Origin of the sequence: Kitasatospora cinereorecta (assembly GCF_024172095.1) — a bacterium.
Classification (GTDB): domain Bacteria; phylum Actinomycetota; class Actinomycetes; order Streptomycetales; family Streptomycetaceae; genus Kitasatospora; species Kitasatospora cinereorecta.
The window spans coordinates 914,490-926,733 of sequence record NZ_JAMZDX010000003.1 but is presented as its reverse complement, the minus strand read 5'-3'; the positions used below and the strand labels follow the sequence as shown (position 1 = coordinate 926,733).

At 74.0% G+C, this 12,244-nt stretch carries 6 protein-coding genes; 1 reads left to right on the top strand and 5 read right to left on the bottom strand.

Features of this window, described 5'->3' with window-relative positions; all coding sequences use genetic code 11:
• Positions 1-39: 39 nt before the first annotated feature.
• From FHR36_RS17635 to FHR36_RS17620, 4 genes are all read right to left on the bottom strand, one after another.
• On the bottom strand, positions 40-3,501 hold the full coding sequence (locus FHR36_RS17635; protein WP_253798265.1) for an Rne/Rng family ribonuclease: 3,462 nt from the start codon (positions 3,499-3,501) through the stop codon (positions 40-42).
• A 348-nt stretch (positions 3,502-3,849) separates the two neighbouring features.
• The gene (locus tag FHR36_RS17630) at positions 3,850-4,614 is read right to left on the bottom strand and encodes a TIGR03936 family radical SAM-associated protein (protein ID WP_253798258.1); all 765 of its coding nucleotides are present in this window, start codon (positions 4,612-4,614) and stop codon (positions 3,850-3,852) included.
• Between the two features lie 154 nt (positions 4,615-4,768).
• Complete coding sequence (locus FHR36_RS17625; protein ID WP_253798256.1) at positions 4,769-6,007, bottom strand: hypothetical protein; 1,239 nt, start codon at positions 6,005-6,007, stop codon at positions 4,769-4,771.
• A gap of 77 nt (positions 6,008-6,084) precedes the next feature.
• Entirely contained in the window at positions 6,085-8,013 is a 1,929-nt protein-coding gene (locus tag FHR36_RS17620) for a TIGR03960 family B12-binding radical SAM protein (protein ID WP_253798254.1), read from the bottom strand.
• A gap of 198 nt (positions 8,014-8,211) precedes the next feature.
• Here FHR36_RS17620 and FHR36_RS17615 point away from each other — a divergent pair, with 198 nt between their 5' ends.
• Positions 8,212-9,399 carry a M14 family zinc carboxypeptidase gene (locus FHR36_RS17615; protein WP_253798251.1) on the top strand — a complete coding sequence of 396 codons (1,188 nt, stop codon included), beginning with the start codon at positions 8,212-8,214 and terminating at the stop codon, positions 9,397-9,399.
• A gap of 69 nt (positions 9,400-9,468) precedes the next feature.
• On the opposite strand, the gene FHR36_RS17610 is transcribed toward FHR36_RS17615, so the two are convergent.
• A complete protein-coding gene (locus FHR36_RS17610; RefSeq protein ID WP_253798249.1) occupies positions 9,469-12,192 on the bottom strand; it encodes a PKD domain-containing protein in 2,724 nt (907 codons plus the stop codon).
• Positions 12,193-12,244 lie beyond the last annotated feature (52 nt).

Below are 12,244 nucleotides of genomic sequence, written 5' to 3'. Positions count from 1 at the left end.
GGGCCGGGACGGGTCGAACACCCGTCCCGGCCCCTGGGCTCACTCTGCGGCGCCGTCACCTTCGGCGGCCGCGGCCTTCTTGGCCGCCGCGCTGGTCCGCTTGGTCGCGGTCTTGCGGGCGGTGGTCTTCTTCGCAGCCGTGGTCTTCTTCGCTGCGACGGTCTTCTTGGCGGCCGTCTTGCGGGTGGCCCGCTTCTTCGGCGCCGGCTCCTCCTCGGCCTCGGCGGCCTCGACGGGCTCCGCGGCCTCGACGGCCTCGGTCGGCTCGGCGACCTCTGCCACCACAGCCTCCTCGGCGACCGCCACGGCCACCTCACCCGGCTCGCCCGAGGCGGCAGCCGTCTCGGCGGCGGCCAGCGCGGCCTCCATGGCGGCCTCGGCGCGGGCCTGCAGCACCACGATCTCGGCCTGGCCGGACGAACCCGCCGGGGCGGTGGCCTTGCGCACCGCGCGGCGGCGCGGCCGGCCGGCCGGAGCCGCCGGGGCCTCGGCCACCACGGCCTCCACCGGGGCCTGCTCGACCGCGGCCGGCACGACGATGGTCTCCGGCTCGGCCACCGGGGCCTCCTCGGCCACCGGCTCCTCGACGGCCTCAACGGCCTCGACGAGCTCCTCGACCTCGGCGGTCTCCACCGCCGCGGCCTCGGCCTCGGTCTGACCGGTGCCGCCCTTGCCGCGACGACGGCGCTTGCTGCCGCCCTCGCCGGCCACCGGGGCCGGGCCGCCGCCGGTGTGGACGTGCGGCTGGTCCATGTGGACGATCACGCCGCGGCCGTTGCAGTGCACGCACGCCTCGGAGAAGGACTCCAGCAGGCCCTGGCCGACCCGCTTGCGGGTCATCTGGACCAGGCCCAGCGAGGTGACCTCGGCCACCTGGTGCTTGGTCCGGTCCCGGCCCAGGCACTCCAGCAGGCGGCGCAGCACCAGGTCGCGGTTGGACTCCAGCACCATGTCGATGAAGTCGATCACGATGATGCCGCCGAGGTCGCGCAGCCGCAGCTGGCGGACGATCTCCTCGGCCGCCTCGATGTTGTTGCGGGTGACGGTCTCCTCGAGGTTGCCGCCCTGGCCGACGAACTTGCCGGTGTTGACGTCGACGACGATCATCGCCTCGGTCCGGTCGATCACCAGCGAACCGCCCGAGGGCAGCCAGACCTTGCGGTCCAGCGCCTTCATCAGCTGCTCGTCGATCCGGTAGGTGGCGAACACGTCCACGTCGCTGGTCCACCGCTGCAGGCGCTCGGTGAGGTCCGGGGCCACGTTGGAGACGTAGTCGTGGATGGTGCTCCAGGCGTCGGCACCGCTGACGATGACCTTGGTGAAGTCCTCGTTGAAGATGTCGCGGACCACCCGGACAGTCATGTCCGGCTCGCCGTACAGCAGCGCCGGGGCGTTGCCGCTGGTGGCCTTCTTCTGGATCTCCTCCCACTGCTGCTGCAGGCGCTGCACGTCGCGGGTGAGCTCGTCCTCGCTGGCGCCCTCGGCGGCGGTGCGCACGATGACGCCCGCGTCGTCCGGGACGATCTTCTTGAGGATCTGCTTCAGACGGGCGCGCTCGTTCTCCGGCAGCTTGCGGGAGATGCCGGTCATCGAGCCCTCGGGCACGTACACCAGGTAGCGGCCGGGCAGCGAGATCTGGCTGGTCAGGCGGGCGCCCTTGTGGCCGATCGGGTCCTTGGAGACCTGGACCAGCACGGACTGGCCGGACTTCAGCACCGACTCGATCCGGCGCGGGCCGCTGTGGCCGCCGAGCGCGCCGAAGTTGACCTCACCGGCGTACAGCACCGCGTTGCGGCCCTTGCCGATGTCGACGAAGGCGGCCTCCATCGAGGGCAGCACGTTCTGGACCTTGCCCAGGTACACGTTGCCCACGTACGAGGTGGCCTGCTCCTTGTTGACGTAGTGCTCGACCAGCACGCCGTCCTCGAGCACGCCGATCTGGGTGCGGGCGCCGTTCTGGCGGACCACCATCACCCGCTCGACCGACTCGCGGCGGGCCAGGAACTCGGCCTCGGTGATGATCGGCACCCGGCGGCGGCCCAGCTCGCGGCCCTCGCGGCGGCGCTGCTTCTTCGCCTCCAGGCGGGTGGAGCCCTTGATGGACTGCACCTCGTCCGGGTCGAACGCGGGCTCGGTGGAGCGGCGGCGCGGCTCGCGCACCTTCACCACGGTACGGACGCCGTCCTCGGTGGTCTCGGCGGCCTCGGGGGCACCGTCACCGCTGCGGCGGCGACGGCGACGGCGGCGGCGCGAACCGGCCAGACCGGCGGCCAGCTCGTCCTCGTCGCCCTCCTCCTCGTCGCCCTCGGCCTCCTCGGCCGACTCGTCCTCGGCCTGGGCGGTCTCGGCCTCCACGGCCTCCACGGCCTCCGGCTCCTCGGCCTCACCGCGGCGGCGGCGACGGCCACCCCGACGGCGGCGGCGGGACGGACGGCCGTCCTCCTCCCAGTCGCCCTCGGCCTCCGGACCGGCGGCGGACGCCTCGACGGCCTCCGGCTCGACGACCGGCTCCGGCTTCGGCTCGGGCCGCGCCTTCGCCTTCGGCTGCACCCGGACGGCGGTACGGACCCGGCGGCGCCGGCCCACCCCGCTGTACTCGAACTCCTCCTCGTCCCCGCTCGCCTGGGCGACCGGCTCCGCCTGGACGGCGGGACGCTCGGCCGCGGCCGGGGCCTGGGACGGCGCCTGGGCGGGGGCCTGGGCGACGAAGGGGGCGGGCTCCTGGAAGACCGGCGCCTGGAAGATCGCGGTGGAGGGGCGCACGGCGCGGCGGCGCACCCGGTGCGAGGTCTCGGCCTCGGGCTGGGCGGCGGGCTGCTCGGCGGCCGGGGCCTCGGCGACCGCGGCGGTCTCCTCCTCGGCCTCCTCCTCGGCGGCGGGCTCCTCGACCGGCGCCACGACGGCCTCCGGCTCGGCAGCCGGCTCAGGGGACTGCGCGGGGGCAGACACCCGCTTGCGGGTTCGGCGGGCCCGCACCGGCTTCTCGGCCTCCTCGGCCTCGGCCGGGGCCTCCTCGGCGACCGGCTCCGGCTGAGCGACCTCGACCGGCGCCACGACGGCCTCCGGCTCGACGACCGGCTCCGGGGACTGCGCGGGGGCCGACACCCGCTTGCGGGTACGGCGGGCCCGCACCGGCTTCTCGGCCTCCTCGGCCTCGGCCACCGGCTCGGCCGGGGCCTGCTCGGCGACCGGCTCGGGCTGGGCGACCTCGATCGGCGCAGCCTCCGGCGTACCGGCCGGCGACTCGGCGCGCTTGCGGGTCCGGCGGGCCCGGACCGGCTTCTCGGCCGGCTCGACGGCGGCCGGAGCCGCCTCGGCCTCGGCCGGAGCCGGCGTCACAGCCTCGGTCGGCAGGACCGTCTCGGCGGTCTCGGCAGCCGCGCCCTGCGGCGCACCGGCCGGCCGGGACACGGCCCGGCGGCGGCGACGCGGCGGAGCGGCGGAGGTGCCGTCGGCATCAGTGTTGTCCGCAGCGGACTGCGGTTCGGTGTTCTCGAGCATGCGGGTGGATCTCCCGTCAGGCCCCCGGGCTCCGCATCCGGGCACGACGCGCCACCGTCAGTACAGTCGGCCACAGCATTGGCGGGCCGACTCCCACGGTGCCGTCGTGCGGACGCGAGGCCGCACAGGGGCTCGTAGTCTCGCTCGGCGCCCCGCACGGTGCGGGGTGTCGAAAGTCTTCTGGTCTGACCAGTCTTCTGAGTTGTCAAGGCCGGGCCACTGGGCCTGGCAGGCGCGCAACGACGCTCGCTCCCCTGGGGAGCCGCGGGGGCCGGGGAGCCGCAGGCTCGTCTCCGAGCCTGCGCTCCCGCCCACTCGGCGGACGGCAGATGCGCGCGGCTGGCGGCCCTACTGGCCGGCCGGGGCCGCGGCGCGGTCGAGCGCCAGCGGGTCGGTCACCGTGCCGGACTCCTCGTCGAGCGGCCCCTGCGCCAGCCTGGTCACCTCAGCGGGGACCGGCGGCGCCAGGTCGGCCGTCGCACGGAGACCGGACAAAACGTCGTCGGGTCGTACGGCGGGTGTGGCGTGTCGTACTACCAGCCGCAGTATCGCACAGGGAGTGCCCGTCCGAACATCGGCGGCACCGTCCGTGCCGGTGTCGTTACCATTTCCGACCTGCGACGGAGCCAGCGCGAAAGCGGCGACCGCGCCGCGCGCGTCGAAGGTGCGCATCCCGTTCTTGGTCATGCGCTGGACCTCGACGGTCTCCGCGGCCAGGAACGTCTCGACCGCCTTCGCCGCCTCGGCCGGCTCCACACCGGACAGCCGCAGCTGCCACTCGGAGGCCTCCAGCCGCTCGACGAAGTTCGAGGTCCGGACCTCGACCGCGTCGATCACGTCCAGGCCCGGCGGCAGCGACGCGTCCAGCTGCGCACGCAGCGCCTCCGGGTCGCGGGCCTCGGCCAGGCCGATCTCCAGGTACTCGGCCTCACTGGCCACACCGGTCGGAGCGGCATTGGCGTACGAGACCTTCGGGTGCGGGGTGAAACCCGCCGAATAGGCCATCGGGACGGCCGAGCGGCGGAGCGCACGCTCGAACGCCCGCTGGAAGTCACGGTGGCTGGTGAAGCGCAGACGGCCGCGCTTGGTGTAGCGGAGACGGATTCGCTGCACCGTCGGAGCGGGCGGCGGACCGTCGGGCGTGCGGCGTGCCAGGTCGCTCAGTCCTTAGTCAGTTGTCCCCGTCCGGCCTCGCGCCTGCTCGGCTCCGGCCGGACTCTGTCACGCCAAGGGTACGCGCCCGTCACCCCCCGCCGCTCCGCCCGGGTCAGCCCAGCAGGCTCCGGCGGGCGTCCCGCACCGCCTCCCGCACCGCCTTGCGCACCGCCAGCCGCACCTGCCGGATCTCCTCCCGCACCGGCCACCACACCTCGTGGCGCACCCACCGGCACGGCTCCACCACCAGCCTGCGCCACGCCCGGCCCGCCATCCGCCACGCCCAGCCCAGCACCAGCGCGAGCGCCCGCAGCGGCGGGCGCAGCACGTACCGCCACAGCAGCCGGAGCGGGACCAGCACCGTCCAGTGCAGCACCACGCCGATGCCCCGGCCGAGCGGCGCCACCAGGTACCGCCACAACGCCACCGCGGGCACCACCAGCAGGTACCGCAGCGCCACCGGCACCCCGACCGCCAGCAGCCACCACACCCCACGCCCCAACGGCGCCAACACCCACACGTACCCGCCACGGACCAACGCCACCAGGGCAGCGCCGGTCCCCCGGCCGACCGGCGCCAGCACGTACCGCCACAACGCCACCGCGGGCACCACCAGCAGGTACCGCAGCGCCACCGGCACCCCGACAGCCAGCAGCCACCGCACCCCGCGCCCCAACGGCGCCAACACCCACACGTAGCCGCCGCGGACCAGCGCCGCCAGGGCGGCGTCCACCCCGCGCAGCGCCGCCAGCAGCCCCCGGCCGACCGGCGCCAGCACGTACCGGCCCAGCCAACCGAGTGGGACCGCCACCAGGTACCGGCCCAGCCACGCCACGCCCCGCCCCAGCGGCACCAGGACCGCCGCGACCAGCCACGACACCGGCCGGACCACCAGCACCCGGCCGAGCCACGCCAGCGCGGTCCACAGCGTCCGCACCGACCAGGCCACGGCGCGGGCCAACCCGGTCAGCAGCCACCCCGAGCCGCGCGCCACCGTCCCGACCACCCACCGCAGACCACGCCCCACCACCGCGGCCAGCCGGCCCAGCACCCGGCCCGCACCCGCCAGCAGCCACCGCACCCCACGTCCGAACGGCGCCAGCACCGCCCGGTGGAACCACAGCGCCGCAGCGCCCAGCGGCACCAGCACATGCCGGTACAGCAACCGCGCCGGCCACACCACCAGCAGCTCGACCGCCCGCACCAGCAGCCGCCCGGCAGCCCGCAGCGCCACCACCAACAGCTCCCAGACGAACCGCACCGGTACGACCACCAGCAGCGCCACCACCCGGGCGATCGGCCGCACGAGTGCGGCCAGGCAGCCCTCGGCAGGCTGATCGTGCGACTCCATCGGAAATCCCCCCGCAGTGAACAACGGCCCTCCCCGAACAGGACGCTCGGGAAGGGCCGTCAGATGATTCGCCGGTATTACGACTTGACCACGGTCAGCGGCAGCAGCTTCTTGCCCGTCGGTCCGACCTGAATATGAGTGTCCATCTGAGGGCACACCCCGCAGTCGAAGCACGGGGTCCAGCGGCAGTCCTCGACCTCGACCTCTTCGAGGGCGTCCTGCCAGTCCTCCCACAGCCAGTCCTTGTCGAGGCCGCTGTCCAGGTGGTCCCAGGGCAGGACCTCCTCGTAGCTGCGCTCGCGGGTGGTGTACCAGTCGACGTCCACGCCGGTGCCGGCCAGGCCCTTGTCGGCGCAGGCCATCCAGCGGTCGTAGGAGAAGTACTCGCGCCAGCCGTCGAAGCGGCCGCCGTCCTCGTACACGGCCCGGATGACGGCGCCGATCCGGCGGTCGCCGCGGGAGAGCAGGCCCTCGACGATGCCGGGCTTGCCGTCGTGGTAGCGGAAGCCGATGTTCTTACCGAACTTGCGGTCGCCGCGGATCGAGTCGCGCAGCTTGGCCAGGCGCTCGTCGGTGGCCGCGGCGGACAGCTGCGGGGCCCACTGGAACGGGGTGTGCGGCTTGGGCACGAAGCCGCCGATGGACACGGTGCAGCGGATGTCGTTGCTGCCGGTCACCTCACGGCCCTTGGCGATGACGTTCTTCGCCATGACGCCGATCTGCAGCACGTCCTCGTCGGTCTCGGTGGGCAGGCCGCACATGAAGTACAGCTTCACCTGGCGCCAGCCGTTGCCGTACGCGGCACCGACCGTGTTGATGAGGTCCTCCTCGGACACCATCTTGTTGATCACCTTGCGGATGCGCTCGGAGCCGCCTTCGGGGGCGAAGGTCAGGCCGGAGCGGCGGCCGTTGCGGCTGAGCTCGTTGGCCAGGTCGATGTTGAAGGCGTCCACGCGGGTGGACGGCAGCGACAGGCCGACCTTGTCCTCGGCGTAGCGGTCGGCCAGGCCCTTGGTGATGTCGGCGATCTCGCTGTGGTCGGCGGAGGAGAGTGAGAGCAGGCCGACCTCCTCGAAGCCGGTCGCCTTCAGGCCGCGGTCGACCATCTCGCCGATGCCGGTGATGCTTCGCTCCCGCACGGGGCGCGTGATCATGCCGGCCTGGCAGAAGCGGCAGCCGCGGGTGCAGCCGCGGAAGATCTCGACGGACATCCGCTCGTGAACGGTCTCGGCGAGCGGGACCAGCGGCTGCTTCGGGTAGGGCCACTCGTCGAGGTCCATGACGGTGTGCTTGGAGACCCGCCACGGCACGCCGGCCCGGTTGGGGACAACGCGGCCGATCCGGCCGTCGGCCAGGTACTCCACGTCGTAGAAGCGCGGGATGTACACGCCGCCGGTGCGGGCCAGGCGCAGCAGCACCTCGTCGCGGCCGCCGGGGCGGCCCTCGGCCTTCCAGGCGCGGACGATCTCGGTGATGTCGAGCACGGCCTGCTCGCCGTCGCCGATCACGGCGGCGTCGATGAAGTCGGCGATCGGCTCCGGGTTGAAGGCGGCGTGGCCGCCGGCCAGGACGATCGGGTGGTCGACCGTGCGGTCCTTGGCCTCCAGCGGGATGCCGGCCAGCTCGAGCGCGGTCAGCATGTTGGTGTAGCCGAGCTCGGTGGAGAAGGAGAGGCCGAAGACGTCGAAGGCGCCGACCGGGCGGTGCGCGTCCACGGTGAACTGCGGGACGCCGTGCTCCCGCATCAGCGCCTCCAGGTCGGGCCAGACGCTGTAGGTGCGCTCGGCGAGGACGCCCTCGCGCTCGTTGAGCACCTCGTAGAGGATCATGGTGCCCTGGTTGGGCAGCCCGACCTCGTACGCGTCCGGGTACATCAGCGCCCAGCGGACGTCACAGGCGTCCCAGTCCTTGACGGTCGAGTTGAGCTCGCCACCGACGTACTGGATCGGCTTCTGGACGTGCGGGAGGAGGGCCTCCAGGCGTGGGAAGACCGATTCGACAGTCATGCGCAAGGACCTTTTTCGGAGAAAACTGGTGACCCTCAAGGGTAGCCGAACCGCACAGCTCCACGTCCGGCCCGAACGGCGGCCCCGAACGACGGGCCCGAGCAGCGCTCGCGGCGGGTTGACGCCCTCCTCGCCCGCGTGGGCTACTGACGGTGCGTCAGCGGTGCGATCGGCGCCGGCGACCCCGGGGGGACGGACATGGCACGGGCGGGTCTGCGGTACACCGGGGCCGGACGGGCGGAGGAGGTGGCCGCCGGGCTGGCCGCGTCGGCGCCCGGGCTGTGTCGGGTGCGGCGGGTCGGTCGGTCGCGGGAGGGCCGGCCGCTGACCCTGCTGTCGGTGGGGCGGGGCGGGCGTCAGGTGCTGGTGGTGGCCGGACCGCACCCCAACGAGCCGGTGGGAACCGCGACCGCCCTGCACCTCGCCCGGCGTGCCGCGCACCGCGCCGACCCGGGTCTGACCTGGCACTTCCTGCTCTGCCTGGACCCGGACGGCGCGGCCCTCACGGCGGGCTGGCTGAGCGGCCCGCCCAGTGCCCGACGGCACTTCCGACACTTCTACCGGCCGGCCGTGGAGGGCCAGCCGGAGTGGCTGCCCGAGGCCGGGGCCGACAGCTCGTCCGAGACCGCCGCGCTGGTCGGGCTGATCGACGAGTTGCGGCCGGACCTGCAGTGCTCGCTGCACGGGGTGGACGCGGGCGGCGCCTTCGCCCAGCTGACCGACGCGCTGCCCGGCTTCGGCCCGGCCTTCGCGCGCTCGGCGGCGCGGACGGGGATCCCGCTGGAGGTCGCCTCCCACGACGCGTACTTCTGGCCGAGTCCGGGCCCGGGCGTCTACCTGATGCCGCCGCCGCAGGCCCCGGCGGGCTTCGGCGCGATCGAGGAGGCTGACTCCACCTGGGCGTACGCCCGGCGGTACGGCGGGGTGACCGCGGTGCTGGAGGTGCCGATGTGGGCGGTGCCCGCGGTGGCCGACCGGCGGCCGCACCCGGCGCCCGGGACGGCGGTCCGGGCTGCGGCCCGGCGGCTGGTGGCGGGGTGCGAACGGCTGGCCGCGGAGGTGCCGGAGGGCGTGGACGGCGGGCCGCTGCGGCGGGCGGCGGAGTGGTACCTGGAGGTGTCGCCACGGCTGGCCGCCGACTGGCTGGCCGAGCCGGTCCAGGGGGCCTCGGTGGCCCGGGTGACCGGGATCGAGCTGCACGCCGTACGGGCTCCGCTGCGGATCGCGGCGCTGCTCGCCCGGCTCGGCGCGGGCCCGCGGGCAGCGCGGGCGGTGGCGGAGGGGTGTCGGGAGCTCCGGCGGTTCGGGGCGCGCCGGGTGCCGGTCGATCGGCAGGTGGCGCTCCAGGCGGCCGCGGTGCGGGCCGCCGTGGCGGCGCTCACCTGAGCGGGGCCCGGGGAACGGACGGAGGGGCCCGGCCGAAGCCGCGCCCCTCCGTCGACGTCGATCGTGCGGCTAGCCGATGCCGCCGGCGGCGACGGCGGTGATCGGCTTGGCGGGGGTGCCGGCCGCGCCGGGGGCGGTCACGTCGAGCCAGCTCGACCACTGGCCGCGGGTGTAGTCGCCGTTGGCGTTGTAGACGTGGCCGCCGGAGACGCCGAAGAGGCGGAGGCTGTTGTCCGTGGAGGCGGCGGCGACCTGGGAGAAGCCGGTCAGGCCGCTGGCCGCGGAGATGTTGCCCCAGCCGGTCCAGTAGCCGGCGGCGTAGTCACCGGTGGTCTCGTGCACGCTGCCGCCCGCGAGGACCACGACATGGAACCGCGAGCCCGGGGTCGAGGCGCCGGCGAGCTGCGTGATGCCGGTCGGGCCGCCGTACGCCGCGGTGACGTCGCCGGCCGACCAGGTACCCCGGTCGTAGTTGCCGTCCGCGACCCGCACGTGCTTGTCGGCGCCCAGCGTCGCCACGTGCAGCGAGTTGCCGGTCGTCCCCGCCGCGATGCTCGTGACACCACCCGGCAGGCCGACTGCCGCCGTGATGTCGCCCCACCTGCTCCACTTGCCGGTGTTGTGGTTGCCGGACGCCTCGTACACCCGGCCGTTGGCCAGGGCCACGACATGCGTCTGCTCACCGATCGAGGCGGCCGCCACCTGGGTCACGCCGGGAAGGTCGCCCGCGCCGGCGGCGCCGGTCACCTCGGCCCAGTCGAACCAGAAGCCCCGGTCGACGTAGCCCATGCCACCCGGCCGCGTGCCGCCGAGGTTGCGGTCGACGGAGAGGATCCGGCCGTCCACCACCGCGAAGGTCCGCAGGTACTCGTCACCGGTGGTGGTCGTGGCGACGGACTGCACCTGGGCGGGCGCAGGGGCGTTCGATCCGTTCGACGCGACCGGCGTGAAGCCCGCCCAGACGCCGCGGTCGAGGTTGGCGCCGGTGTCGAGCAGCGAGTCGGCCGTCCGGGCGATCACCTGGACCCGCCGGCCCGGCAGCAGGGCCGCGTGCTCGGCGTCGTAGTCCACCCGGAGCTGGACGGTCTTGACCGCCTCGCGGCCGCCGTCGTCGGACACCGTCTCCTTCACGGTGTAGGTGCCCGGCGTTTCGTACCGGTGGTAGATCTCGCCGTAGGTCGGGTGCTGCGGGGCGCTGCCGTCGCCGAAGTCGACGGTCTCGCCGAACACCGTCCAGGGAGAGGTGCCGGTCGGCTGGAACTTGTACAGGCCGCCGCCGTCGAGCTGGGTGGTGGTGAGCTGCGGCACCAGGTCGCCGGGCGGGTTGGCGTGGGCGCCGCTGGTGTTGCCGACGGTCCTGGCGCCCAGCGCGTCGGTCACGGTGACGATGACCGGGAAGGAGCCGGTCCGGGTGTAGGTGTGGGTGACCTCGGGGCTGGTGGAGACCACCGGCGCGGTGCCGTCGCCGAAGTCGAACGAGTACTGGACGGGGCTCCCCCAGTCCTCGGTCACGGAGGCGACGGCGCGGACGGTCAACGGCACCGGGCCGGTCGGGTAGTTGGCCTGTCCGGCGCCGTGGACCTGGAGGCCCGCGTCGTGCAGGCCGGTGCGCTCGAAGGCGCCGCGGTCGCGGAGGCCGCCGCCGGGCGCGGTGTTGCCGACCTTGGGGTGGTCGACGGGCTTGGAGCCGAAGAAGTCGGTGTCCACCCCGGGTGCGGTGGGGTCGGCCGAGTCGATGGCGGCGGTGTCCGCGTCGGACAGGACGTCGAACGGCCAGGTGCGGTTCTCGTCGATGTCGATGTTCAGGTCGACGTCGTGGGCGCCCTGCCCGGTCGCGGCCTTCAGGGCGGCGGCGGTCGGGTAGGCGGTCCCGGCCCAGCGGTAGCCGGCGGCGTCCGGCCACGGGTGGACGGTGTTGTAGTCCACCTTGCTTCCGGGGGTGGAGTCGGCCGAGACCGAGATCTCCGCCTCGCCCCGGTGGGCGGCGTCGCAGGGGGCCGGGTTGTAGTGGGTGTGAGCCGGGTTGTCGGCGGTGATCACGTTGTTCTCGACCACGGCGCCCGGCGAGGCACCGTCGATCAGCACGCTCTCCAGGCAGGAGTAGACGATCGTGTTGTCGGTGACCGCCGTACCCGGCGCGTCCTTGACGCTGACGGCCGAATTCGCGGTCCGGTTGAGGTCGTTGGCGGTGATCAGGGTGTCGTGCGAGCCGGGCTCGACCACCACGCCGCCCGAACTCAGGAACAGGCTGCGACTGACGGTGACGTGGTCGCTCTTCCCGGAGATCCGGACGGCGGCGAGCGAGTGGCGGCCCTCGAAGCGGTTCTGGTCGAGGGTGATCCGCGCGGAGTCGGTGACGGTGAGCGGGTCGCGCAGGCCGTAGTGGGTGAAGCCGCGGATCACCACGTCGTGCACGCCGACCAGGGCGAAGCCGTTGGTCACGGCGGTGCCGGTGGTCCGCACCATGGGCTGGGCCATCTTGTCGTAGGTCACCGGGCCGCCGAGGAAGGTGATCGGCTGCTCCGGCGTCCCGGACCGGGTGAGGGTGACCGGGTCGTCCGGGTAGGTGCCCGGCAGGACGAGGACGGTCTGGCCGGGCTGGACGGCGGCGGCGGCCGCCGAGATCTTGCAGTACGGCTGCGCATAGCTGCCGCTGCCGCTGTCCGAGCAGTTCGCGGCGCTGCCGTCGACGACCAGCGTGGTGCCGGCCTGGTCGGCCGTCGCGAGGCCGGGCAGGCCGAGGACGGCGGTGACCGCGGCCACGGTGAGCGCGGCGGATTGACGAAGACGCATGAAGCGTGCCCCCCATACACGTTCGAGCAAGAACGGCACAATATAGCGACGG